Below are 24,931 nucleotides of genomic sequence, written 5' to 3' on the forward strand. Positions count from 1 at the left end.
TTGTGCTCTTTAGGCGAAAGCGGCCCCGGCCTTGATAATGCCCCCGTCGTTGAGATACCACTTGACCGAACCGTCCGAGGTATCTTTCCACAGAATGGCTTTACCGGGTGCCACGTCGGCGGTGGTGGGCAGTCCCGCATTGGTGACCAGGTTCGCCGATTGGTCGGCACTGGTCGCACTGACCAGTACCCAGGCGTCGGGCAGATCCATGTGTTTGAACACCAACACGTCGTTCATTTTAGCATACAGAACCCCGTTCATCCAGTTGGGCAGGCTAATATTGCCCCCCGTCATAATCTTGAATGAACCCGATCCCCACACCCGGCAGGTTAGTAGGGCGTCCGGGCCTAAGCCACCGCTAATGCTGCTAAACACCACGTCCGGGACGTTAGCGGTATCGAGCAGGATCTTCGTTTCGTTGGCTGAGTATAGGGTGCCGTTCACCACCTGAATTTGACGCGTGGTACCGGTGAACTTGACCGGACCTGCTGCATACCAACCATCCGAAATGGTTGTACCGTTCTGATTAATAACGGTGGTATCTTCACCCCCTACCGGCACGTTGCGAAACGTAACGTGGGACACCGAATTTTTGAGAAAGAATCCGGCTCCCCCATCGACACCACAGCCGCCCGCCTGGGTCGCCCCATCGATGGTTACCTGACTGGCTGCGTCGATGTGGTAGACGCCCCGTAAGGCTTCGTGGTGACAGTTGTAGAAACAAACCCCGCTGACGTTATAGGTGTATACGCCGAGCTTAGCCCCCTGCATGGTGGTACCCATGAAGTTGATGGTGTACACGTTATCGCTACCGTTGGCGTTATCGTGCGGGTGCGAAATGAGCTTGATCAGCGTTCCTTTGTCCAGATTCGGCCCGTCGAACTGGCAGTTACCCAAAAACTGCACCTGGCCAAATTGCCCTTCGGCGTACAGACACAAACTATCGTCGTTATCGACCCGGTAGGCTTGCACGTCCTCAAAGGTCAGGAATTGATTGGCCACGTCGCCCGCATTGTAGGCAGGCCGCTCAATGTCCACGGCGTAGAAATGAAACTGGTTTTTAGGGAAGCCCGATACCTTTAGCTTTTTGAACTTGGCCCACCAAATTCCACCGGTCCAGGCCGGAATCTCCTGCGGGTAGGCCGTAAAGTCAAAGCCATTCTGGTTTAAATTAGCCAGATTGCCCACCAGCTCGAAGTTTTCGTAGGTCACCCAGGCCACTGGCGTATCACCCAGCACAAAGAATCCTTTCTCAGCGGACGGCAACGCCTTTATCTTCAGCTCGTCGCCCCCGCCTTTGATGTTAACCCGGCTGCGTAGAGCTAATTTACTCAGCGAATAGCCATCGGCCCGGAACGGCATATACATCGTGCCCCCGCCCTTTTTCCAGATCCAGTCCATGCACGTCTGAAAAGCCAGCGTATCATCGTTGGCCCCGCCTTTGGCCCCAAACCAATCTACTTCGACGTAGTGTTGGTACTGTCGCTTGAACCGCTTGCCCCCGCTCACGATGGTCATGGCTCCATCATCGGGCGTGACCTGGTCGGCCGCATCGAGCATAAATACGCCCTGTCTGCCCGGATTCTTAGCAAAGAACGAATCGGACAGACTCAGCGCACGGGCATCATTCATCGATTTGAGCGGTACTTCCCGCTCCGGCGTGGGCTCCCAGGGATCGACCGACTTGCCATCGACTTTGTAGTTGCCCTTACAGATCAGCGAGTAGCCCGGCTTATTCTGCTTCACCGGGGCACTGGTAATGTTGTTGATGAACTTGTTACCCGACGTGGCCAGGGGTGAGTTCTGGAAGTCATCGAAACAGCCCCCGCCGAACCCATAGGCTTCGTTGTTTTCCCAGACGTTATTACTGGCCGAATACTCGGGTGAGCGGTAGGCCGCGCAAAACTCGTTGGCTGCATTGTCGGCATTGCCCGTATAAAACAACCGGTTGTGCTTAAACACCCCGTTACTCCCACCCAGTTGATAAATGCCATACGTGGAGTTGGTGTAAACCGTGCAACCCGTCATTTTGACGAAATTCACGTCCAGAAACTGCACATAGGCCCCCGTCAGGCTGACGCCCTCCAGGCGAAAATCTTCGGTGCATCCCTGGTCCGTATTCACCGGCGTAATCAGATCGTTGCAGGTGATCGAGCCACCCCGCACGACGATATTTCGGTTCTTGCCGACGTTTTCTTCGACGGGTCGGTTCGGAGCGAACGACTTAACGCCCGGTCCCATTCCGACGCCCTGCACGACCTGGCAATCACTGTAGGTCACATTCTCGCAGCCGTTGTAAAACGCCAGCCCCGCATTTTTACCATTACGGGCGTACACCCCCGTGATGGTTGATGATTTACAGCCCTCGAAGCCGTAGCAGTAATCTCCGCAATTAACCGCCGAGCCACCCGTTACGGTGACGCCCAGGCCCCGGTAACCCCAGATTCCCCCATCCGATACATTCTTGACCTGACAGTTCGTAATCTTCAGGTTTTCACTGTAACGGGTTATACCCGCCCACCACTGAATACCGTGGGTGCCCCCGTCAACGCGGCAGCTGTCAATGTCGGCGTCGTTGGTATCGATGATGTGGATACCCCGCTTATCGTTGCCCGTGATGGTCACGTCTTTGATACCGGGAGCCGTGGTATTCTGGAATCGAATCGCATCCCCGGCAAAGCCTGTAACGGTGGGACCCTGCACGGCAACGGTCGCCGTCGAGTTTTCCCAGTAAATGCCGTGCATGTGCTCCCCAGCGCGAACGGCTTTGTTGCCGTCGATGGTACCGGTACCGATGATGCGCCCGCCCAAAGTCATGTTAAACAGGCCGTATTCAGTCGCTCCAACTTTTTCAGCGTTTGTCAGGGCGCGGGCCTTAATCGTTGCATTTGGTCGCAGGTAGATGGTCTTGCCCTTGGGCTTGATGACACCCAGACTACCGATGAAGCCGGAGAGTTCGACCGACGTGGCCAGCGTGTTGTTGATCACGGATTGCAGCGTCGCCGTTGGGTTATCCCCTAATAAATCGGCCGTCACAACAGGAATATCTGTTAGTCGCCACCAGCCCCCACCCTGGGCCGCTACGTCGGTGATCATGTTAGCCGTGCCAGTAGCGGCCCGATCTAATTTAAACGAGCGGTTATCCTGAAGTAGAATCCGGGTGCGGGCACCTTCGTAAGCAGCCAGGGCCACTACGTCAGGTAGAATTAGATTCCGCAGGGCGTTAAGTTCTTCAGTCATAAGACCGCCCAAATCTTCGACCTTTTGGTTGACGGCCCCTAATGTTAAGTCCACCATGTTAGTTGGTAAGTTGCGTTTTGATGGATTGAATAAAGGTGTCGGGCGCTTGACCACTGGTTGTCTGCGGACTACCACCGGCAGACACAATGACGGGCTGTTGCGTGGCCAGGCTTTGCACCTGACTGGTAAGCGCCGAAATCTGGGTAGCCTGCATAGCCGTCATATTGGCCAGTGAGCTGGTATCTGGAGCAGCGGCCTGTTTTGCCACTACCGTGCGCCGAACGTAGTACTGATATAGTGCGACGATGGCCAGCAATGCCGCCAGCCCCAACAAAAGTTTAGTTGTCCATTTCATGGAGCTACGATTTTTTGGTTTTCGATTTAATCGCTTTGGCCCCTATGCGCGTTCGTAGCTTGGTGAGCCCCTTGCCTATCTTGCGGACCTTCAACTTGGTAGGCACTTTATTGCGGTCGCGCTTTTTAAATACCGTCACATCGACCTTACCCGCTGCATCCACGCCAATCAGATCGTAGCGACCTGGATTCGCGGCCCATTTCTTTAGATTATCCTCGGTGGGCGCGAGTCTACGTTTGTTGGTCGTAGGCGTGTCGAAATCTTCGCGCACCTGGTAGACCTGGCCATCAATGATAATGTGGGTACGGAGAAAATTGATCCGCTGCCCTAGCTTGATAACCTGGGCTGCTGTCAGCTCTGTTTTCTTCTTGGCCAGGGCGGCATCAACCGTTTCGATACCTTCTTTGCGGATCTGCTTTTTCTGGGCAGCGGTGAGTTTTACTTTCTCTCCAGTCTTAGCCTGCTTGGCTTGTTTCGACGTTGACGCCACCACCGGCGACGACACTACCGACAAGGGGGCCACCGTGGTAGCAGCCACAACGGTTTTTAAGGACCGCTGAGCCACTTTCTTACGGGTAGCGGTATTGCGGCCTGACTTAGCGGTTTTCTTCGTAGTAGCGGCTTTACGGCGAGCTGCGTTCTTGACTGGTTTGGCCTGTTTTTTGGCTTTATTAATGCCGTATTTGTCAGTAAAGAATGCTACTAAGCCACCTTTCTCGGGATAGCCTGCCGTGATCAGGTCAATTTTTAAGAGCGCAAGCAAATCCTCCCGGTAGGGATGGCTGACGTGACTCAGAAAGTGCTGTAAATCGTAACGCTGCGGATCATCCGGATGCGTCAGGGCGTGGATGATTTGGCTCTTTTTGGGCTCCGCTGCGGCTAGCAGTTTAGCCAGTCTTTCCTGGTGACCCGTGGCCACCGGTACGACCTTTGCAAACGGTAGTTTATCCCCGTACAGATTACCCCTAACGTGGTAGAACTTCTGGCCGACCGTTGTAATGGTGACCAGCTGCACGGGCCGGTGCGAGTAGCCGGTCAAATACAGCCCTTTATCGCCCTTTTTAAACGCTTTCTCTTCTTTGGGGCCCTTGGCGGCTTTCTCCCCTGGCCGTTTCATTAGCGCATCTTCCCAGCGGACCAGGTAGCCCGTTACTTTGCTGAAAGGCACGTTATAAGGCGTAGTTGATTCGTTGGTTAACCAGCGACCAACGGTGACCGTCTTTTCGTTGACCTTGATAATTGGTAGATACTTGTAGCCATTGTATTGGATGTGGGTTGCCCCCACGTTCTTGAGTTTTTCTTTACTCCACCGCAAGCCACCCGCATCAGCCAGCTGCTTTTCCCAGTAGGCTAGTAATTCCTGCGACTGCTTTAAACGCGGCTGGTAGTGATCCAGGTATTGACCCTTATCGACGCCTCGCTGCATCCGGTTGACTTCGGCCTGGGCTTCGTTGATCCGGTTCTGCAAATACTCGGGCGTCGGTTTGGCGTCGGCGGCTCCCCGCTGCACCCGGTTTACGGCATTTTTTAGCCGATCCTTCGCGTCGTCCAGGTCCGAAAAGTTTTTCCCGTCCCGCTGGTGGGCCTTCTCCAACTTGTGCCAGGGATACCGGGCCGGACCAACCACCATTGGACTAGGCGCGTAGGTGCGGTTGTTGACGTAGCGGGTATAGTACGACGATAAGGCTTTGGCGTAGCGCTCGATGGCCGATTTGACGTAATCGGGTAGATCTTCCTCCCTGGTCACACCTAGCCGCTGCTGAATGTCGGCAATCGTTTCTTTGATCTCTCCCCGAAATGCTTTAGGGTAGTCGTGATCGAAGAAACTAACGCTATCGTGATCGCGGTTCAGCCGCTCCGAGGGGGTGTACTGCTCCCAATCGATAAATGTATCGGTGGCATTCGACAAGCGGGCGCTTTTGGCCCGGCGACGCTCGATTAGATCGACCTCGTTTACCTTTTCGCCTTTCTTGCCCTGGTCCTCTAGTTTAAGTTTTTCGGCAATATTAGCCGCCGACCAGGTAGCCGCTCCCTGAAGGGATGATTTACTTACCCAGGCTCCCGCAGTCCGAGAAAACAAAAAGAAACGCTTGATCTCCTTTTTTACGGATTGATCAAGCGCCTGATAAGTGGCTTTGTCGAAGTGCAGCTCCAGTCGGTCCGTTTCCTGATTCCGGACGTAGTAATTAGCCATTGATGAGTGAGGGATAAACGCGAATAATATTCTGTTTAATCAGCTCGATTCGTCGATGAAATCAGAATATTATTCGCGTTAGATGGGAAAATTAAGACCGACCTACTTCCGACGCAACGCCAGCACAATAAGCACGACAACGGTTACTACGCCCAGGCCGACCGCTGACCAAGTGGCGATTTTACCCCAGTCCGACGTTTCGGCGGCCGATGGATTGCCCGTATTTGTAGCGGTGTTTGTTTTGTTTCCCGTAGTAGCTACGATTGCAGCCGCCACTGGTATAATCGTTTCCATGCCCGTTGGCGCGGTGATTGCCGGTGCCGCCGTCTGGTCAGACACGCTAACGCCCTGCGACAAGATGAACTGTTCCCCCTCCTGGTTAACAAAGCCGATTGTATACATACCTGGCTTGGTGCCGATAGTCAAATCTACTTTTTCACCGAAGGCATACGGACCCGCTTTTGAGAGAACGCCCAGGTCGGCGTTCGACAGAATTACGTTCCAGGTCCGGTTGATTTCCCAGATTACGGATTCATTCAGTAGGAGCTGAACTTTTTGGAGCGTTACCTTGAACGAAACCACATCCGTCGCCGTAAACTCCCGCCCGCCCGGATTGGGAAAATTACCCAGACTTGCCCAGGCGTTACTGACGTAATGGTAGAGCGTAATTGATTTATCGACGTTCAGAGAGAACAGGTACAAACCCCGCGACCGGCTGACGCTCAAAACAAACGAGTTAGGTTTTCCTAAAACGTTCAAAAACTCAGTTATGGAGAACGTTACTGGATCAGCTAGTAGCTTACCATCCGTATTGCCCAGTACTAACGTAGTATCCTGCGCCCCGTCGTAAGTCACCTTGCCCGCGTCCCCAATGGTACTGCCCGCGTTGTCCGACGTAATGCGGTTGGCTGCTACAATGGGCGTTCCGTTGACGAGCGCTTTAAAGGTGTAACTTCCAGGTCCCTTACCCAAACACGACAAGGCAAATGTTTCCGCATTTTCCAGCGTAATGACATCCTTTTGATCGACGCTGAACGCTACCGGATCTACCTGGTTGAAGTCGTCGCTGGTCGTGTTAGGGGTTATGCCGTTTAGCAGGACCGTCCCCTTGTAGGCTTTTGAGTACAACATTGTTGAAAAAGTTTGATTGATAGAGATAAAAAAACAGCCCCGCAATACACAGAAAGATAAAGCCGATCAGCGCCAGGTTGGCCAGATTGCGAGAATTGAGGGGAATGGATGCTCTTGTACGACTTTGTAGCGGGGACTCCAGCTCATCATCGTCCGCTGTTAACCCCAGGCCCGCCCCCGTATCGAGATTGATAAGGCCCGTCGTCGGTGTCGTTGATATGGGAGTCGTCGTTTCAGCTGGCAGTTCGGGCAGCGTTTCCACCGGTACCGCCTTTAGGATTATGGGCTCAGCGTAGCGCAGAAACCGGGGGGTAATGATCCCCGCCCACAAGCCAGCCGCTTTTGTTTGACCCGCTATACTGAGGTGGATATTATCAAAGCGATCCGTTACCGTTAAGCCCGTATCGTAGTCCGGACCAGGTACGCATTTAGCGCTACTGGACACCCGCTCCTGCATGGTACGAATGTAGGTTTGCGGGGGTAGTCCACCCTGGTAGCTACTATCGACCGTCAGGTAGGGCGTTTGGCGGGTGATAACCGCCGTCAGGTTAGGCGCGTTGGCATCGGTGCGGGCTTTGCTGAGCACCGTCATGTAACGCTGATACAACAACTCGCCATTTGGTTCGCCCGTATCGTTCTGACCCATATCGAACAGCATAGCCCGCAGCCCCGTGACGGGTACGTAACGCTGTAGCGTATGTTTCAAATTGACGTAGGGCATCCCAATGGCCGGATTCACCGTAAACAGGGGAAAGGCTTCGCCGTTAGCGGAACGCGCCCAATGCTCCAGACTGGTCCCCCCGAACGCAGCCTGGTAGATCAGTACCGGTACGTTTTCCTTTTGGGCAACCAGCTCACCGAACTTGCTCCAGAAATAGTTGTTGGGGCCAAACGGCGCAGGCCGAACGCCCGTCCCGAATTGGGCAAATTTGATGGTTGGCATATCGGCCAGCAGACCCGTTTTGACGTGCTGGGTATCTTCCACCGGCGTATCGAGCGGAATTGTATTTACCCGGTCATCGGCCGTGCCGTCGATGTAGTCTTTATTGCCCTGGGCAACGGAGTGGCCCGCGATAACAAAGACCTCTCCCACCCCAAACCGATCCAGACCGGCCGTAGCTCCAGGGACATTGTAGGCCGTTAGAGCCTGCACTTCGATTTTATACCAGCCACCCCTGACCAGTACGTCACCATCGTAGGTGCCGTTCGAAAATGCCAGATCCTTCCAGCCAGTAGCCGTACCTTGCCCGTCGCGCACCGGCACGAACCGGGCTTGTACTTTTGCGGGCGTTCCCTCGTAGGTACCCTGCACCGTTACCAGGGCAGAATTGTAGATACTACGTTGGACGATCTGGCGGTTTTTAAGGGATGTAAGTTGCATAGATTGAGTAAATAATGATGGATAAGCAGTAACCCCGGCGACCAATGCCGCGCGGGGCTAGTCTTAGCGAATCTTCAGTCGGATGTTCGTAACGTTGCCTGTTTTCTTCGAGCGGGATAGCGCTTCTTCGGCCATTTCACGCGACCGGGAAATACTAATGCCGTACTCGGGCACCTGCACGAATTTGCCCGTTGCGGACTTTTTGTGAATGTTCGCAGCAATACGGTCGCGTTCTGCCAGGTATACTTTACCCTTCAGTTGGCTTTTGCTTGGCACCTGAACGGTGGTTTTAGCGACGGTAGCCCGTTTGGTAGCCGACTTCCGTTTAGTAGCTGACTTGACACTTTTACGACCCTTGGCCTTGCTGTTAACTGCGGCTTTACGTGTGGCTGTAGCGGCCTTTTTAGGGGCACTAGCTGCCTTCTTTTGGGCTGCTGCAGGCTTCTTAGCTTTGGGCGTTGATTTGGTGCTCGTGGCCCGTTTTTTGGGCGTCGTCGATTTCTTAGCCTTTTTCGCTTTGTCAGCTTTACCCTTGGCCATACGTTTTGCAAATGCTTGCTTTTCGGCAGTAGTCATGTTGGTAGAATTAGAAGATGAAGGAGAGGAGACAGTAGCAGCACTCACAGCAGCGAGCACTGGTTTTGTCGTTGTGATTCGGGTTTTTACGGGCTTGCGATCCTGTAATTGTTTGAGCGTTTTAGCCTTCCGGCCCGTCTGGAGCTTAGTCAGATCAGGTTTCGGCTTCGGCATCGATGCGGCCGACGTAACAGCCGCCCGTCGTGGTGTACCCGTCCGTTTTTTGGCCGTGCGAATAGTAATCCGGGCGTTTCGTTTGTTTTTAGTGATGGCCTGGTCCGGTGAGAAGTTGACACCAAACACAACCTTTACAGCTTCGCGCTTGGTAGCCCCCTTACTAGCTGGGGTGAACATATCCCCTTCACTCCCATTGACCAGCGTAGCGTACTGGCGGAATCGCTGCACAATTTGCTTTTGGGTGGTCGATTGCTGAAACAGTTCCGCAATGGCCAGGGCCAGGGGTGAATAGCGATCCTGGGGCGTAACACTGGACAGGTCAAACTGACGTTTCCAGCTGGCGATACTAGGAGCCAGGGAGGTCATAAATTCACGGTAGGCCAGTACGGCGTTACTAACGTCCCCATTCAGCGATTTAGGGCCCGTACAACGGAGTAGGAACAGGGTCGATTTTTTGACCGCTGTTTGGGTGTACACCGGTAGCCCCGTGAACACGTCGGCGGTGTTCACGTCGGACCCGCTGAAGGTGGCATTAAGCAAGAGCGACGAGACAAAATCAACACCGGCCTCGTTGATGCTGCCGTTCCGGGTGTAGTTCTCCAGGTCGTCCGGGCGAATGATCTCTTCTTTGATCAGCACTTGTAGCACCCGACTTTCGCGGATTAATTCACCCAGCGTTTTTTCGTCGTTATCCGTGCGGGACAGGTCGTTGAGTACCCGCTTTAGTACGGGCCGGGTCAATAACCGAGCTTTCGATTTGATCTTGGTCGTCGCGGTGGCGACGGCTTCCGTATCGGCCTGGGTGTACTGGCCCAGCTGAATAGCTTCTTTATCCGATACATCCACCAGACGAACCAGCACGGGTTTACGTATACCTACCTCGCGCAGTGCTTTTTGGTCCAGCAGCAGCACCCCAAACCGGTAGTTACCGTCTAGGATCGCCTGCCAGTAGCCGCGCGGGTCATCGGGAAACAAGTCGTAGTACGTCTTGATCGACATCGCCCGGCCATTGCCCTGAATAACTTCCCCCCGCGCATTGACAACGGGCGGACCACTGTAGGCCGTGGTGCCGTACAAAAGTTCATCCGGGCGCAGATTGCGGGCAATTCGTTCGGGCGTCAACGCCCCCGACGCCGACGTAGATCGGTTGCGGGGCTGCGCTTCGGGAATGAAGTGTAGCGGGTTCTGAGCTGCGCCCTGGTGGGAGGGCTGCAACTGGTCAGCGTCGATGATGGTAAAGTAGCCAGGTACGTCATACTCCAGCGCGAACGCCACCGATGTACGGTTACCCCCCAACAGCTTAGTTAGCCGGTCCTGCCGAACGTAGGTACGCCCCCCGCTCATAACGGTACCGGTTTGCCGATTTCGTTTATAATCAGTCATGATTAGCTTAAAATTTCCATCCAGCCGTTACGGCCGCACATTTTTACGATGTAGCTCTTAGCTTCAGCAGGCACTTTGGCAATGAGCTGCGCGGTCGAGAGCGTTTTGATGATTTTGCGGGCTTTCAGCAGGTAGTATCCCTGGTTGTAGCGGGCGCTGATATAATCGGGTCGGTAGGTGCCATCCTCGGAATGTTCCGCCATCAGCATGGACAAAATCAGCCCCGCCACCATGACGTTAAATTCAGGATCTTTCAGGTGCGCAGTCATGGCACTGGGGGCCATCACCGTCTTGACATCTTCAGCCGCTACCAGTTTATCCAGCTGACTACCCAGGCGCTTCCGGAGTACTACTTTCTTCGGCTCGGACAGCAGCTTTTTACGGGCAGCCAGGTTGATCATATCCATGCCGGTGAGCGGCTTGATCTGACCTAGCCCAACCGCTCCAGCTGGGCTTAAAATGCCTGGTACGGCATCCTCATTTTCGATCAGCAGCGTTCCTAATAGCAGAGCTTCCGGTATATTATTGAGCTTGATCGACTGGGCAATCTGAGGGCCGTACTTGCTGACCAGGTTATCTTTCCGCTCCAGCCGACGCCCTAACGAGTCGGGCGTATAATCCGCGTAGGTCGATTCGATTAAGGGGACGCTAAGTGAAAGCAACATAAGACAGGGGTTTATCAGCAGGCGCGGGCACTTTGGTGACGGCGAATCGTCTAGCCTGTTCGTCGCGGGTGGGCTTTAAGACGACATAATCATAAGCGTAGACGCACACGCCGACCACGACCATGACTACCAGTAGTTGAATGAGTCGCGTTTTCATGGGTTTAGCTGACGGCGGCTTTCGCTCGTTCTAAGAGTTCCTTTTCCTTACGTTCCTGGTTTTGCAGGTGAAACTGACGCAGCGTGTAAAACATGACCACGATACTTGCCACCACCGAAATGGCTTGCAGGTAGGGCATTACGTCACTGAGTTTCTGTTTGAGTTTCATAGGGAGTACCGACGTTTAGTTTGTTGCCAGAGTTTAGCGGCCTGACCGGTGTAGCTTAGATAGAGCCCTGCCCCCGCTAGACTCAGCAGGAGCAGGACCAGCGCCACCTGCCAGGCGTCTACTTTTTTACCAGCGGAGCCGGATCATTATTGGCGGGCAGCTTCATGCCTTTGTACTTATTGTAGGCTTTTTCCAACTTGAACTCATAGCCATTTTCCCCCGTACCGTTGTATCCGTTTTTAAAGCCCAAGAAATTGAGATTAGGCGGTCTGAGGTGAATGCTCAGTTTGTTGCCAATCACGAACGCGACGAAGGCTTCCAGCTGCTTCCGCTCGCCGGTCTTCATGGCCGCTACAAACTCTTCGACGCTATCGTAGCCGCAGACCTCGTAGTTAAAGCCCATGATCTGATAGCGTCCCCAGCTGGTGGACAGCAGGGCCGCTCGCGGATTGATGAGATAGGCCGTGTTAAAGGCCATATCGCCAGAACCTACAATGGTCCGTCCTGTGTACCGTTTGAAAATGTGGGTTTCAAAACGGATCACAATGTTCCCATCCGAGCGAAACCCCTTTCCGTTCGACTCGACTTCATCGACCGCCCGAATGGCTGCCAGGTCCCAGCCAAGTTTAGCAGCTGCCCAGTGCAGATCATTGTTTGTTAGCACCTTCATGGCGTAGCGGATTTAGTCGTTGGGTTTGGTTTGGGGTAGGCTCGCCTGCTGGCCACGTCTGACGCGGCTCAGGGCGTAAGCGGCTAAGCGCTTGATGGTTTGTTCGCGCTTCGTCATCGCTTAGTCATATTATGGACCATCACGTCCTTGACACCGATTAGCACCACCAGCGCCACCCCGACCAGGAAGGCCATAAGGGCGAAATAGCTAACGGTGGGCGTGTCTAGTTCATGTTTGACATTGATGGGCACCCCGTTCGTGGCCATGTTATCAATGCCTGTGACTACTTTTTGCAGATCTTCTACCAGTGCCATAAGGAGGCTAGTTTGTTGGTTACACGTTATTATTTGTCCATGCCTAATTCCCGCATCCGTTTCAGGATTTCCCGCTTGCGCTGGGCTGCGATACCAATAGGGCCGAAGTATTCACCGTCGATGATCGAGTAAAGCGTTTCGTCCTTACCGGCCAGGTAGCGCTGGTTATACTGGTTATAGATGTAGACCAGTTGATTATCAGTCAGCCCGATAATGCTCTGAACAGCCAGCGTCTTTACGTCCACGTCCATGCTGATACCGTCGAAGGCTTCAAATAGGGCGTTTAGCAGGTTGGGGGCCTGCCGGGTGGTGAACTCGTCGGTAACGGGGTCCACCGTCTTACTTTTGGGGTAACTAACGCTTGCCCCCTTACCCGAGCTGCGACCAATGAAATAGACCGTTAGCAGTACAATGGCGACTAACAGCCCATACTGGAGCGGTTTGTAAGCCAGTGCCGACTGTACCTGCTCTTTTAGTTTGGGATTGATGCTCATTGGCCTGTGCGTTTTTTCGGGTTACGTTTTCCGTACACTTTGGCCAGGGTGATACCCACGGCTACGGCGATCAGCCCGATCCCCACCCACAGCAGGATATTGAGCGCACCGGTACCAAAGCGGTTTTCGGCGGCCGTGGTGCTTTGCTCTACCGTACCCGCCTGGGCCGGATCAGAAACGGGCGTACTCTCCGTAGTATCGGTGGTATCGTCGGCGGGAGCCGTTGCATCAGCGGGCTTGGTCGTGGTGATGTAGTTCTTACTGACCCAGCCCGTGCCGCCTTTAGCTAGGGCGAATTGCAGGAATCCGTTTTCGGTGGTGCCATCCGTCGTGCCAACCAGATCACCCGTTTTAAGCGTACCCACTACGTTCTTACTTGACGCTGTAGTAGGCGTTGACCGGATGTTGAGCAGCTGCGTCGATTTATTGACGTAGTAGGCTGTTTTCTTGGCTGAATACTCGTATACCGCATTTTCACGGATGTAAGCGTAGCGGTAGCCACCCGTCAGGGGCGTGGCCAGCTTGACGTAAGCGTAGGAAGTCAGTAATCGGCTTTCGCTCCGGTCATAGGTGCCTAAGATGGTACCCTCTTTAGCTGCGCCGATCTTCTTCCCCCCTGGTTTGTCGTAGAGAAAGAAAAACTCGTCCCGGTTTTTGTCCGGGCCGATCTTTGTTTTTAGGGTCGCTCCGGATTTCATTTGGTGGAAAGTTTTGGTTTCTGAATGGACTTCACGATGATGATCGTCAGCGTGACGACGGCCACACCGAGCACGGCATAGAGCCCATACGTGAGCCACTTTTTGTTACTGTCGCCGGGTACTGTCTCGTCAATTACTTCGTCGGATGTTTTACCGGTCGTCGGTGTTTTTGTAATGACGATTGGCCCTACTTCGCCGGTCCCGTAAGGGTCCGTCTTAGTCGTTGATGTTGGATTTTTATTCGGCTCGTCAATCACAACCTCGCTAGGCCGATCCAGATCATCCAGCGGGTTGTAGTTGGGATTATCAACCAGCGTTACGTCGTCATCCAGCAGGTAGATAAATACGACACCAAAACCGCCGATGGGCAGCATCGATGAGCGAATGATCTCTAACCAGGTGAACGTACCGTCACTGATTCGGTTGCCAGTAGTGGTACCTACCGTGTTCGGCCCGCTGATAAACTCGTCCGTTTTGGCCGTTGCCAGTGCTTTAGAATAGACCCGTGCTGATTCGCCCGATCCAATCGTTACCATTTTGCCCCGGTCAGCTGCTTTATAGGTGGTGGTGCTCATTTTTTGGGCTTCTTTTTAGTGAAATACAGCGTCAGGGCGACGCCCGCCAGTACGACAATACCGGCCATGATCAGCATATTCTGAGTGGTGAAGAAAGACGACCCACCCCCGCCGTCAGCGGCTCCTTTACCCGAGCCACCCGATAGGCCCGCCGTGGTCACTTTCAGGCCCGTGTTCGAACGTTTGTCCGTGGCGGATAGCTTTTGCCAATCAGCGTACAACACCTCGTAACCGTTAGGAAAGGAGATCAACCAGTCATCCCCTTGCTTCTCGACACTGAGCGGAGCGGGCACATTGGCGGTGCTTTTGATGTCGGTCAAAATAGCCTGGCGTTTGGCGTCCGCTTCGGTGGTTTTATCAACCACGTCTTTGTGGGTTTGCCGTACCCACCAATCGCCATCATCGGCTACGGCTATGTAGCCCTCGTGCAGGATCTTGACGTTTTTCCGAAACAGCGGAATAATGCCCACGCCTTGATTTTCCCAGGTCCAGTATTGCACCTTCAGGAACGATTCGGTTTGTTCCTTATTCGGAATGAGGTCCTGGCTTAGAATTGGCCCAATGGCTTCCCCGGCTTTCCAGTCGCGTAACTTATGATCGTCGTTTTCGCTGTTGGTTAGTAAGCGGTTCGCGCTCTTGCTAGGATTATCATATACACCTACGCCCTCCTTGACGGCGTAAATCATTTCGTTTACCTGGGGCGGTGAGTAGTTCATGCGGTTGCCAGAAAGAAAAACAGGCTGGGTCTATTCCGATGGGCCACGCCCTTTGGAATAGACCCAGCCTGTATGTTGATGAAGTGAAGTAGTTAACGCCTATTGCTTAGCGCTTACCCCCTTTTTTCTTTTTGGTAGCCAGGTAGATGATACCACCTACGACGACGGCGACAACCACACCGATGATCACTTTCGTGGTCGTGGTCATGGTACTGAGCATACCGCCCGACGTGCCGCCCGTGGTTGACGTGGACGTTCCGCCCGTCAGGTTGTTGGTCAGCTGTTGCAGAGCCGCCGTTTGCTGTTTGGCTGCTTCCTGAGCGGCTTTGGCTGTGTCTGCGGCCGATACATACGCCTGCACCTTACCGTCAGCCGTTTGCTCGAAGGGAATCGATTCGCCGGTTGCGTTGACGGGAACCAGTTGGTTCGACGCCAGGCCAATCGACTGCAATTTGGATTCAGTAGCGACTAGGTTGGCCAGGTCTTTCAACGTCGAAACGTTGTTAGGCAGTGCCAGCTGAACAATGTTGTTGAGATAGCCCGATTGCTTGATCGATGGCTGTTCGATCACCGTGGTACCGTCCGCTTTCAGGACCGTCACGACGGCGATCAGCGTAGATTTGTACCAGCGTAGATCAATTTTGAACTTAACCGGCTGCCCGTTGAAAGAAGGCGCATCGATAGTACCAAACGAGCTGCCGTCCTTTAACTGACCCGCTACGAAACTGGCTGGCTGGTTATGACCTGTTGGAAATGGCATTGTGTTGATGGATTTTGTTGAAAAAAATAGGACTTACGCAATCTGAAAAACTAAGGTCATTGGAGCAGGAACGGGCGAGTAAGGACTTACTCTAACCGGGGGGGCTGGTATGTACTAGTAGGTTTACTGGAGATAAATCGGGGCCGGTGCGACTGGGCTTTACCTCGGGAAAGATCCCAGACACTAGGGCCGGTATTGATCGATAAATACGCTGCTTTCTGCTGCTGAAACCGAATAATTTGCCGCAACTGAGTAAGCGTAAAAAGGGAACTTGTGATGGGTGCAGCGATTGCCACAGTTGGCGCTGGTACCTGGTGGGCAGTGTCATGCGCCGGAGCCACAACAAGGGACGATACTGCCAGGTGATCCAGTTGCGCCACTTTAGGCGCATCGTTATCGAGTGAACGACTGGTCGCCACACCGGACGAACCAATCAATAGCACCAAGCAGCTGAAGCCGATGGTAAACAGACGTAGGTATTTGTACATGATTAAACGGGTTTTACTCGGTGGTGCCGGTGTCGGCGGTGAACAATCATCCAGACGGTGAGCAGCATTAAACTGCCCGCTATTACGTAGAGCACGGTCGTATTTAACCGGGCGTTTTGTTGCTGTTTTTGCTGGGCCTCGGTAGCGGCCTGGTTAGCGGCTGCCAACGCACGGCGGTAGGCGGCATCTTCGGCCAGCGCCGTGATCTGACTTTGCTCCAGCTGCCGGTTTACCTGGTCCTGCCCATCGCGGGCGGCTTGGTCACTAGCCTGAACGCCCTGAAAAATGCCGTAACCCGTAGTAAAAAAGGACAGCGCAAAGGGTATCAGAGCCAGCATCTTACTTGCGTTTTTTGAGTAGCAGGATCGCCGTAATTGCGCCAATCATGGCCAATACGCCTACCAGACTTAGCACGTTATTGAACTTGCTTTCCCCGGCTTCACTCATGGCTGCCTCTTTTTCGGCATTGAGCTTGGCTAGTTCGATGTTGAACTGCTGGGTATTCAGATTCGCGTTCGCGGTGAGTTCAGCGAGTTTGACGGCGTAATTCCCTTCGATCTCCTTGGTCTTGTTACCCACTAAACCTAGTCCGATCTGCCCGCCCGTTGTGACCAATGACGTACCGGTGCCACCCGACCCAAAAAACTTGCTTATAAAGTCGTTCATGGCTTTTTCTTCAGGTAAAAAACACCCACTACAATCGCCACCAGTAGCGCCACTGCCCCGACCGAAATCAAGATGATTTTCTTACGTTTGGCAGCTGCCTGCTCGGCGTCGTACTTTTCTTTGGCGGCTAATACCGCAGCATCGGCCCCGGCTGTATCCGTTGTGGTCCCCCCGATGACGACGCCACGCTTGGCGGCTTCTTCTTTGAGGATTTTCCCAAATTGCGATACCCCTTCCATCGTCGCTGCCTTCAGTATTTGATTGATCCCTTCTTTCACGCTGGGCGACAGGGCGGATTCTGATAGGCCATTTTGAGTAAGGAACTCGGCGGTCGATGTCATGGGGTATCGCTTTTTAGGATTGACGGATTAGGCCAATTCGGTTTACTGATTAGGGAGAATTGCCTGCTGAATGGCAGCGGTATCGCTGAAATCCGGCATATCTACCACCATCGAAATGGCGACTTTCTCACCCTTCAGTAGTTTCATTTGCAAGGTTTGCATGGCTCCCGACTGCCACGCCTGGTCGAATGTGTGCAGCACCTCAGATTTACCGGGGACCAGCGTTGTTTTAGTAGGAATGTTGGCTACAACGGAATCGCTGTAGGGAACGTGAGTTAGGGCCATGAATGGCTGGGTAGCCTGCGCGAGTGTTGCAGTGGCGACCACAATACTGATGATCTTGATACCCGTTAATTGGGCACCAAATTCGTTCAACTCGTTGATGGCCTTCGCTGGTACTACGTCCGACACGTTAATGTCAATAGTCCCCGAATCATCTTTGAATTTTGTACCCTTCAGGAATTTCCCCGCCAGGGCTCCATTCCGCCGAAGCATGGCCGGAAACAGAATAGCAGTCACATCTGTATCGGCAGATGAATTTTCGAGATCGAATGCGATTGTTGATTGCATCGTGTTTATTGTAGAGTTGAAAAATGAGATCCTAGTCTGCTTCTTCCTCCGACGAGCCGGGTTCTTTCGGTTCCGCTTTGTTGTCATCGGTTGGTTTCTCTTCCGTAGCCGTTTTCACTGATTTTGTCTGTAGCTGCTTGCGCTGCTGAACGACATCATTTAGGGCTGATTCCTGCTGTTGGCAGGTCAATCGCAGTTGATCCAGGCGGGCAGTCTCAGCCCGCACGGCTTTCGCTACCAGGTGACGGTACAGCATTAAGCCCGCCGTCAGGGCGAGCAAGCAGCCGATAAAAGCGGCCACGGTCATTGTCGTGGTCTGGGTCCAGTTAATTCGTCCCGTACTGGTGGGTCGTGCAAGCTGGGTTGGTTGTGGGTAATCCATTATTGTTGGAGCGGTTTGGGGATTAAAACAGGATCGACATAACGGTTTTGATTTGATGTTCCGGAGCAGTTTGGTTAGTGGTCGGGTAGGCTACTATGCACACCTACCCGAGCTAACCTTCCCCTGCTCCAACAGAAGTGGATCAAACCTATTAATCTGTCAAGCGTCGTTTAACAAGGACGGCCCTTAACAGCCCTTGTCAGCCCTTGATGGCTGAAAGTCCCCGCTTAACAGCCCTTAATTTTTAAAAACGGCAGGTGTAGGGCATAAAAAAAGCCACCGATCTATATCGGCGGCTTTGCTGAGCACGGTATATACTGGTCCTGCTGCGGACCTGGTACGGCTATGGTACAGACCTTACGCTTACTCGTTTACTGATTTGGTCAGTATCGCCCTGATTGTTCTTAATCGTCAGTTTTACGTCGAACTCACCGTTGCTTTTGTAGCGGTGCTGCGGATCGGCTTCAACCGCTCCAATGCCGTCGCTGAAGCTCCATAAATAATCAACCGCGTTAGTTGACGCATTTTTAAAAATAACTAGCCCGTTTTCGTATTGAGTGAAACTAAAATCAGCCTTGGGCCTAATGTCTTTTTCTTTACATCCTAGAGTGAACAGCAGCAGGACAAGAACTAATACTTTTTGCATTGGACAAGTGCGTTAAGATTGCGGGCACAATATAGATAAATTGCCTAATCTCCCTTTTCCTGAAAACGGCCATTTAAATCACTCAAAGATGCTATGCCGCAGCCGCACTGTCTCACATACTCAAGCGCATGTTTCAATTTTAGACTTTGATTTATGAGATAACAATTTGAGATTGATAGTAATAAGAACTGACGTATATAGTGCAAGGTCGGCAATCATCGACTAAAATGGGCGTTTTATAAGATGACTATAATAACCAATCGTAATATTGCAATAATTAATCTTTCTACTACCTTTGCATCATGGGAGTGACCAAAACCGAAATCTTCACCCAACAGCAAAACCGCATCGCGGATTTGGCCAAGGCGTTCGCGCACCCGGCACGCGTGGCCATCCTGCAAATGCTCATCGCAAAGAAAGCATGCGTTTGCGGTGATCTGGTGGGCGAACTGAACCTTGCCCAGGCGACGGTTTCCCAGCATTTGAAGGAGCTGAAACGTATCGGCATCATTCAGGGCGAAATCAACCCGCCCCGCGTGTGCTACTGCATCAATCCGCCAGTGTGGGAGGAAGCCCAACGAGCGTTTGGAAACCTGCTGGCATCGTTCGAGTCCGCGCCCTGCTGCTGATGTAGGAGCGGGTATTTTTTTGCCTTTTTCAATCGTAATAATACATTAAACCAATGGAAAAGCTAATGACCCAATCTCAGCCGATGACCTGGCAGGCGTTTAAAAACACGCTGACCAAAAACCCCGACAAATTCTTGCAGTTCCAGTACGCCGAAGGCGAGTTTGTCCATTCGTCATTTCACATCACCGAGATCAAGCAAGCCCCCATTGTATCGGTCGATTGCGGTGGCCAGATGAATACCTGGACGGAAGTGGTTTTGCAACTTTGGGAGCCGCCCGTTCAGGAAGCCGCCCGCTCGATGAAAGTCAGTAAGGCCCTGTCGATCATCAACCTGGTAGAAAAGTCCCTGCTCCTGAACCCGGTGGCCACGGTGAAAATCGAGTTCGGCAATTCCAAATTCGACACCCGCCAGATGTATCCCGGTGAGCTGATTGCCGAAGGCGATAGCTTCACGGTCAGCCTGACGCCAGATTACACCCAATGCAAAGCCCTTGCCCGCTCGCAGAGCTGCGGCACCACCACTGCCGGCGAATCCTGCTGCGCCCCTGCCCCCAAGACTGAAACAGCTAAACCCGTTTTGGAACTCGTCGGAGCTGAGGCCCCGGCCTGCGCACCAGGTTCGGGCTGCTGCTAATCAAATCTATTGTTCATTAAAAAAACATCATGAAAAACATCCTGGTACTTTGCACGGGCAATTCCGCCCGTTCCCAGATGGCCCACGGCTATCTGCAATATTTTGCCGATACGGCGGGCCGGGGCAAGAGCGCCCAGGTTTATAGCGCGGGCGTTGCTCCCCACGGGGTCAATCCCCTGGCCATTCGGGTCATGGCTGAAGATGGCATCGATATTTCGCACCACACCTCTAACCACGCCGACGAATACACCAGCCTGCCGCTCGATTACGTCATCACGGTTTGCGACAATGCCCGCGAGCAATGCCCCTTCTTCCCATCCACGGCCAAGAAGGTGCATCACAGCTTTAGCGATCCGTCTCATGCCCCCGGTGATGACAAGCTGGGGCAGTTCCGCATCGTGCGCGACGAAATCAAAGCCTGGAGCCGCCAATTCATCGAGGATAACATAACGAGCCAAGCCTCCCATGCCTAAACTTTCGTTTCTCGACCGCTTTCTGACGCTGTGGATTTTCTTGGCCATGCTGATCGGAGTGGGCATTGGCTATTTTTTCCCGCAGTCGCAGGGCTTCATCAACAGCTTCAATTCCGGCACCACGAACGTTCCGTTGGCTATCGGCCTGGTGTTGATGATGTACCCACCGCTGGCCAAAGTGCGTTACAGCGAATTGCCCAAAGTATTCTCCAACGTAAAAATCCTGGGTCTTTCGCTCGTGCAAAACTGGATCATTGGCCCCCTGCTGATGTTCGGTTTGGCGGTCGTCTTTTTACCCGACAAACCCGAATACATGACCGGCCTGATTATGATCGGCATTGCTCGCTGCATCGCTATGGTGATCGTATGGAACGATCTGGCCAAGGGCGACCGGCTGTATGCGGCTGGCCTGGTAGCCTTCAACAGTATCTTTCAAGTGCTGTTCTATTCGGTCTATGCCTACGTGTTTATTACCGTGCTGCCGCCCCTGTTCGGGTTAAAAGGCTACGCGGTTAACATCACGATTGGCGAAGTAGCGAAGAGCGTTTTCATCTATCTGGGGGTACCGTTTTTGCTGGGTCTGTTCTCGCGGATCATCCTCACGCGGCTGTTCAGCCGCCAGTGGTATGAAGAACGGTTCCTGCCCGCCATTAGCCCCATCACGCTCGTGGCGCTGCTGTTCACCATTGTGGTGATGTTCAGCCTCAAAGGGCAGTTGATCGTTTCCATTCCGCTCGATGTGGTACGCATTGCCCTGCCCCTGACCATCTATTTTGCCATCATGTTCTTTTCGGCCTTTTACCTTTCCAAAAGGGCCGGGGCGGATTACGGCAAATCAACTTCTTTGGCCTTCACCGCAGCAGGCAACAACTTTGAACTAGGAATTGCGGTCGCCATCGCCGTGTTCGGCATCAATTCCGGCGCAGCCTTCGCGGCAGTGATCGGCCCGCTGATCGAAGTGCCGGTGCTGATTCTGCTGGTCAATTTCGCGCTGAAACAAGAGAAGAAATTTGCCCCTCACTATACGAAAGCCTTTCTATAATTTAATAAGGCTCAATCATCAGACAAAAACGGAGGGTATACGACTGCCCTCCGTTTTTTTAAGGTAGAATTAGCAGTGCCCGCAACAAGTGGCGGCATCCTTTGATTTCTCAAAACTCTCCTGGCCTTCCTTGAACGAGAACCAGGCTAGGCCGAGCATACCAGCCGCATCAATGTAAGGCAGATGCACCAACTCATACAGCACGCTCGATGCCAGCAGCACAACCGACATATAGACGCACACCATTGTGCATTTTCCATCGGCAATAATGGAGGCCGAATTGAGCTGTTGGCCCGTGCGAATCTTCCACATAGCCAGCACTCGCATAATGGTTATGGAAAGCAGAGACACCACGATTCCGGCCACGGTTGTTTCGGGCTTTTGAGCTTCCCAAATGCTGACACTCGCGCCGATCACCAGGCCCGCCACCAGCACATAAAAGCAAGTACCCGTGATTTGCAGAGCCAGCTTTTCAAAGCGGCCCCGGTCTTGATTTCCATACCGGCGAAGCCGGGTAATCATGGCCAGGATGCCGATGCCGGAAACAACTTCGATGAAACTATCCACGCCGAAACCGGCCAGCGTCAAGGCTTCATCCTGAGCGCCAAAGTAGAGCGAAACCAAGCCCTCGCCCAGATTATAGACGACGGTAAACAGGGCAAGCCCCGTGGCTATTTTCCACCCTTTATGAACGGGTGCGTTGAGTGTCGTTTCCATAGTCTTATAACACTACGATTAGAGAAATAATTTTAGGCCGCCATTGGCCACAAAGCCTTCAAGCGGTGCCCACACTTCCCGGAACGAAGGCTGAGCCACCGGAGGCAGCACCCAGGCTTGATAGCGATCCTGACGGATGTTGAGGATGTTTTCAAAATTGATAAAGATGCTGAAATGCTTCCAGCGCCGTTCCCCCATGACGCCCATTAGCCAATAAGGCCGGGAAAATTCTCCGGTTGACAGCGGCTTGCGGCTGTTGTAATAGGCTTCCAGGCCCAAGCGGAATTTGCCTTCTAGCTCGTAAACGGCCACCAGGTTGACCCGATGCTTTGCCGTGAGCGGAACCGGGCTGTTGTACGCTTCACCCGTGTATCTCCGGCGTGTATCGACCAGACTATAACCGGCATATAGTTTGAAGGCGTCATAACCGATTCGCACATTGGTTTCTAACCCTCGGCTGTCAATCGGGCCGTTGGCGTTGGAAAACTGATACACCGCCGAATTGGGCCCGGTTGGGATGATGGCCGGAATATCCAGCACCAGCGCGTGATTGAGCTGGGTGTAGAAGAAGAGCTGATTGATCGAGAAATCCAGCACATCAAATAGTGTCGTGCGGTAATTTATATCGAAGTTGCCGCCCATAGAGGTTTCGGCTTGTGCGGTAGCTGGATCAATCGGGCGCACATTGCGAAATCCGATGCTTTCCGCATCTTCCGTGAAGATGGTCGGAGCCTTGTAACCCAGCCCCCCACCCAGGCGAGAGGTCAGTTTTCCCGAGAGCCGGAACAAGGCCGATATACGCGGCAAGGCAAAGAAGCCGAAGCGGTTATGATAATCCCCCCGCAGCCCTGTTTCCAGCGTCAGCCAGGACGCCAGCCGAGTGCTGTTTTGCACGAATCCCCCCACTGTCACATAACGGTAGTCGCGACCATTGCTGGCCCCGTTTTCGGTGAATTGCTCCCTCCAGAGATTGCCCCCGCCGATCCATTCCGAGCGTTCCCCGGTGTGGCTGTAACTGGCTTCGGTGAAGCTGGCCACCTGACGCCCGGCAAAGCGGTAATCGGGCTGGGTGAGCGTTCGATTGAAATAACTCACGCTGTTTTTGATGGTCAGCACTGAGCGTTCAAACCGCTTGTCGAATTGCAGTTGCGAGGCCACCCGATCCGAGCGGTTGCGCTCGAAGTAGCGATGGGTGCCATCGGCGTTTCCATCGAGAACCTGCATATCGCCCCCAATTCGATTCTCCCAATTGCCCATTGCCCCTACCGTCAGCGTTGCCGTGGGATTGAGATAGACATACAGCCGGGGATTGACGGTATATCGCTCGTAATTGGGCAGGGCTGAAAAGCCGGTCTTCCCCGGATCGTACTCGCGTTGGGTGTTGCGGGCAGCGAACAAGGTCACGCCGACTTTTTCCCACTTTTTGCCATAAAAGCTGCTCAGATCGAGGCCGTTCGCCGTGGTGCCGTTGGCCATAAAACTAAGCTCTCGCTCTACGGTGGGTCGCTTGGTAATTAGGTTGACCAGGCCCGCAATAGCGCCCCCACCGTACAGCGTTGAAGCCGATCCTTTGATCACTTCCACCTGTCGCAGATTTAAGGGAGGGATTTGCAGAATACTCAGACCCGCGGCAAAACCCGAATAGAGGGGTAGACCATCCTGTAGGATCTGGGTGTATCGTCCGTCTAATCCCTGAATGCGAATGTTGGCATTGGCTGATACCGGCGAGGTTTGCTGCACTTGTATGCCGGTGCTTTCGTTGAGCTGCATCCGAATGTCACCTGGTCGCATATTGGCTTTTTCCTCCAGTTCTTCACCGGTGATCGCTTCAATGCGAGTCGGTATGTCATCGATGTTGCGGTTACTCCGCGTAGAGGTTACGACTACTTCTTCGAGTTCCTCTCCTTCCGAGGGTTCCAGCCGTACTATTAATGAATCCACCGAAGCAGGCAGTGTGAGACTGTCGGTTTTGCTTTCGTAGCCGACAAACGAACAAGTGAGGGCATAACGGCCTGCCGTGGGTACGATCAGCGCCAACCGTCCGGCCGTGTCCGAAGCGGCCCCAATGTTACCGGGCATGAGCCGGGCGGTTGCACCGATCAGCGGTTTACCTGTTTGGGCATCTTGAATAAAAACCGGTATGGTCGTTTGCGCCCAGGTTATAGATATAGTGGAGAGTGTCAGCCAGAGTGACACAATAAAAAATCTCATGAAGGAAAGTCATTTAGTTAGCCATAGAGATCCTGCCAGTCAGTTTATGACTAGAGAGAAAAGAGGGTGTGCTAACTCAACCGTGGGGGTTGCCAGATGCGGCCTGGTACATCAAAGGCAAAAGGAGCCTGGTAAGGAGATAAGGCAGATTCCCTTATCAATGTGGTGGGCATTGCGGGGCTGATCAGCTGCGGAGCCTGGGGCAATGTACAACCGGGACAGGTTGCACAGAGACAAAACGGCGAACAGGCCGCATCGTGACAATGATCGTCAGAAGTCGGCTTCGAGGTTCGTTCTACTGCTGTAGGTTCGTCCCGGCATAAGGCTTCGCAAGGCACGCCCGAAAGCGCCAGCACGTAAATAGCCCATATGATTAACCACCCTTTCACGGCGCGAAGATATGAACTATTGTGGAAAGCTAACTAGCTGCAATCATTGAGGAACGTCACCCATCTGCACATGTACGATAAAAATGG

30 protein-coding genes are annotated in these 24,931 nt (G+C 53.3%); 4 read left to right on the forward strand and 26 right to left on the reverse strand.

Annotated features, from left to right (window positions below; genetic code table 11):
- Positions 1–9 precede the first annotated feature (9 nt).
- From ACYVAD_RS19550 to ACYVAD_RS19660, 23 genes are all read right to left on the reverse strand, one after another.
- Positions 10–3,297, reverse strand: a complete 3,288-nt coding sequence (locus tag ACYVAD_RS19550; RefSeq protein WP_461141214.1) for a right-handed parallel beta-helix repeat-containing protein — start codon at positions 3,295–3,297, stop codon at positions 10–12.
- Between the two features lies 1 nt (position 3,298).
- The gene (locus ACYVAD_RS19555) at positions 3,299–3,595 is read right to left on the reverse strand and encodes a hypothetical protein (RefSeq protein WP_461141215.1); all 297 of its coding nucleotides are present in this window, start codon (positions 3,593–3,595) and stop codon (positions 3,299–3,301) included.
- Positions 3,596–3,599: 4 nt separating this feature from the next.
- On the reverse strand, positions 3,600–5,789 hold the full coding sequence (locus ACYVAD_RS19560) for a hypothetical protein (protein ID WP_461141216.1): 2,190 nt from the start codon (positions 5,787–5,789) through the stop codon (positions 3,600–3,602).
- Positions 5,790–5,891: 102 nt separating this feature from the next.
- A complete protein-coding gene (locus ACYVAD_RS19565; RefSeq protein WP_461141217.1) occupies positions 5,892–6,920 on the reverse strand; it encodes a hypothetical protein in 1,029 nt (342 codons plus the stop codon).
- Positions 6,865–8,301 (reverse strand): sialate O-acetylesterase, encoded by a 1,437-nt coding sequence (locus tag ACYVAD_RS19570; RefSeq protein WP_461141218.1) that lies wholly within the window; start codon positions 8,299–8,301, stop codon positions 6,865–6,867. Before ACYVAD_RS19570 ends, ACYVAD_RS19565 begins: the two co-directional genes overlap by 56 nt.
- Before the next feature lie 63 nt (positions 8,302–8,364).
- Positions 8,365–10,437: a hypothetical protein gene (locus ACYVAD_RS19575; RefSeq protein ID WP_461141219.1), complete on the reverse strand. Its 2,073-nt coding sequence runs from the start codon at positions 10,435–10,437 to the stop codon at positions 8,365–8,367.
- A gap of 2 nt (positions 10,438–10,439) precedes the next feature.
- Positions 10,440–11,102 carry a hypothetical protein gene (locus tag ACYVAD_RS19580; protein ID WP_461141220.1) on the reverse strand — a complete coding sequence of 221 codons (663 nt, stop codon included), beginning with the start codon at positions 11,100–11,102 and terminating at the stop codon, positions 10,440–10,442.
- Positions 11,086–11,259, reverse strand: a complete 174-nt coding sequence (locus tag ACYVAD_RS19585; protein ID WP_461141221.1) for a hypothetical protein — start codon at positions 11,257–11,259, stop codon at positions 11,086–11,088. The genes ACYVAD_RS19580 and ACYVAD_RS19585 overlap by 17 nt, the downstream gene beginning before the upstream one ends.
- Before the next feature lie 4 nt (positions 11,260–11,263).
- Positions 11,264–11,428 (reverse strand): hypothetical protein, encoded by a 165-nt coding sequence (locus tag ACYVAD_RS19590; protein ID WP_461141222.1) that lies wholly within the window; start codon positions 11,426–11,428, stop codon positions 11,264–11,266.
- 118 nt (positions 11,429–11,546) lie between these two features.
- Positions 11,547–12,098 (reverse strand): N-acetylmuramidase family protein, encoded by a 552-nt coding sequence (locus ACYVAD_RS19595; protein WP_461141223.1) that lies wholly within the window; start codon positions 12,096–12,098, stop codon positions 11,547–11,549.
- Positions 12,099–12,211: 113 nt separating this feature from the next.
- Positions 12,212–12,412 (reverse strand): hypothetical protein, encoded by a 201-nt coding sequence (locus ACYVAD_RS19600; protein ID WP_461141224.1) that lies wholly within the window; start codon positions 12,410–12,412, stop codon positions 12,212–12,214.
- Positions 12,413–12,441: 29 nt separating this feature from the next.
- A complete protein-coding gene (locus ACYVAD_RS19605; RefSeq protein ID WP_461141225.1) occupies positions 12,442–12,906 on the reverse strand; it encodes a hypothetical protein in 465 nt (154 codons plus the stop codon).
- On the reverse strand, positions 12,903–13,604 hold the full coding sequence (locus tag ACYVAD_RS19610; RefSeq protein WP_461141226.1) for an SH3 domain-containing protein: 702 nt from the start codon (positions 13,602–13,604) through the stop codon (positions 12,903–12,905). The genes ACYVAD_RS19605 and ACYVAD_RS19610 overlap by 4 nt, the downstream gene beginning before the upstream one ends.
- Entirely contained in the window at positions 13,601–14,179 is a 579-nt protein-coding gene (locus ACYVAD_RS19615) for a hypothetical protein (RefSeq protein ID WP_461141227.1), read from the reverse strand. Before ACYVAD_RS19615 ends, ACYVAD_RS19610 begins: the two co-directional genes overlap by 4 nt.
- Positions 14,176–14,895 (reverse strand): hypothetical protein, encoded by a 720-nt coding sequence (locus ACYVAD_RS19620; RefSeq protein ID WP_461141228.1) that lies wholly within the window; start codon positions 14,893–14,895, stop codon positions 14,176–14,178. The genes ACYVAD_RS19615 and ACYVAD_RS19620 overlap by 4 nt, the downstream gene beginning before the upstream one ends.
- A 106-nt stretch (positions 14,896–15,001) precedes the next feature.
- Positions 15,002–15,655 (reverse strand): hypothetical protein, encoded by a 654-nt coding sequence (locus tag ACYVAD_RS19625; protein ID WP_461141229.1) that lies wholly within the window; start codon positions 15,653–15,655, stop codon positions 15,002–15,004.
- An 86-nt stretch (positions 15,656–15,741) separates the two neighbouring features.
- Positions 15,742–16,143 (reverse strand): hypothetical protein, encoded by a 402-nt coding sequence (locus ACYVAD_RS19630; protein WP_461141230.1) that lies wholly within the window; start codon positions 16,141–16,143, stop codon positions 15,742–15,744.
- A 2-nt stretch (positions 16,144–16,145) separates the two neighbouring features.
- On the reverse strand, positions 16,146–16,481 hold the full coding sequence (locus tag ACYVAD_RS19635) for a hypothetical protein (protein WP_461141231.1): 336 nt from the start codon (positions 16,479–16,481) through the stop codon (positions 16,146–16,148).
- Between the two features lies 1 nt (position 16,482).
- Complete coding sequence (locus ACYVAD_RS19640) at positions 16,483–16,809, reverse strand: LPXTG cell wall anchor domain-containing protein (RefSeq protein ID WP_461141232.1); 327 nt, start codon at positions 16,807–16,809, stop codon at positions 16,483–16,485.
- Positions 16,806–17,150, reverse strand: coding sequence for a hypothetical protein (locus tag ACYVAD_RS19645; RefSeq protein WP_461141233.1), 345 nt, complete (start codon positions 17,148–17,150; stop codon positions 16,806–16,808). The genes ACYVAD_RS19640 and ACYVAD_RS19645 overlap by 4 nt, the downstream gene beginning before the upstream one ends.
- A gap of 42 nt (positions 17,151–17,192) precedes the next feature.
- Positions 17,193–17,720, reverse strand: coding sequence for a hypothetical protein (locus tag ACYVAD_RS19650; protein ID WP_461141234.1), 528 nt, complete (start codon positions 17,718–17,720; stop codon positions 17,193–17,195).
- Between the two features lie 31 nt (positions 17,721–17,751).
- Positions 17,752–18,102: a hypothetical protein gene (locus ACYVAD_RS19655; RefSeq protein ID WP_461141235.1), complete on the reverse strand. Its 351-nt coding sequence runs from the start codon at positions 18,100–18,102 to the stop codon at positions 17,752–17,754.
- Positions 18,103–18,445: 343 nt separating this feature from the next.
- Positions 18,446–18,748 carry a PKD domain-containing protein gene (locus ACYVAD_RS19660; protein ID WP_461141236.1) on the reverse strand — a complete coding sequence of 101 codons (303 nt, stop codon included), beginning with the start codon at positions 18,746–18,748 and terminating at the stop codon, positions 18,446–18,448.
- 302 nt (positions 18,749–19,050) lie between these two features.
- Between ACYVAD_RS19660 and ACYVAD_RS19665 the strand changes: the two genes are divergently transcribed.
- The 4 genes from ACYVAD_RS19665 to arsB are packed head-to-tail and all read left to right on the forward strand — an operon-like array spanning position 19,051 to position 21,527.
- The gene (locus ACYVAD_RS19665) at positions 19,051–19,377 is read left to right on the forward strand and encodes an ArsR/SmtB family transcription factor (RefSeq protein ID WP_461141237.1); all 327 of its coding nucleotides are present in this window, start codon (positions 19,051–19,053) and stop codon (positions 19,375–19,377) included.
- Between the two features lie 53 nt (positions 19,378–19,430).
- Positions 19,431–20,012, forward strand: a complete 582-nt coding sequence (locus tag ACYVAD_RS19670) for a DUF6428 family protein (protein WP_461141238.1) — start codon at positions 19,431–19,433, stop codon at positions 20,010–20,012.
- 29 nt (positions 20,013–20,041) lie between these two features.
- The gene (locus tag ACYVAD_RS19675; RefSeq protein ID WP_461141239.1) at positions 20,042–20,485 is read left to right on the forward strand and encodes an arsenate reductase ArsC; all 444 of its coding nucleotides are present in this window, start codon (positions 20,042–20,044) and stop codon (positions 20,483–20,485) included.
- Positions 20,478–21,527, forward strand: a complete 1,050-nt coding sequence (arsB, locus tag ACYVAD_RS19680) for an ACR3 family arsenite efflux transporter (RefSeq protein WP_461141240.1) — start codon at positions 20,478–20,480, stop codon at positions 21,525–21,527. The genes ACYVAD_RS19675 and arsB overlap by 8 nt, the downstream gene beginning before the upstream one ends.
- A 69-nt stretch (positions 21,528–21,596) precedes the next feature.
- Here the strand turns inward: arsB and ACYVAD_RS19685 are convergent, their stop codons facing one another.
- The 3 genes from ACYVAD_RS19685 to ACYVAD_RS19695 form a co-directional block, all read right to left on the reverse strand.
- On the reverse strand, positions 21,597–22,244 hold the full coding sequence (locus tag ACYVAD_RS19685) for a cation transporter (protein WP_461141241.1): 648 nt from the start codon (positions 22,242–22,244) through the stop codon (positions 21,597–21,599).
- A gap of 18 nt (positions 22,245–22,262) precedes the next feature.
- Positions 22,263–24,455, reverse strand: coding sequence for a TonB-dependent receptor (locus ACYVAD_RS19690; protein ID WP_461141242.1), 2,193 nt, complete (start codon positions 24,453–24,455; stop codon positions 22,263–22,265).
- Between the two features lie 71 nt (positions 24,456–24,526).
- Positions 24,527–24,844: a DUF6660 family protein gene (locus ACYVAD_RS19695; protein ID WP_461141243.1), complete on the reverse strand. Its 318-nt coding sequence runs from the start codon at positions 24,842–24,844 to the stop codon at positions 24,527–24,529.
- Positions 24,845–24,931 lie beyond the last annotated feature (87 nt).

Source organism: Spirosoma pomorum, from assembly GCF_054776615.1.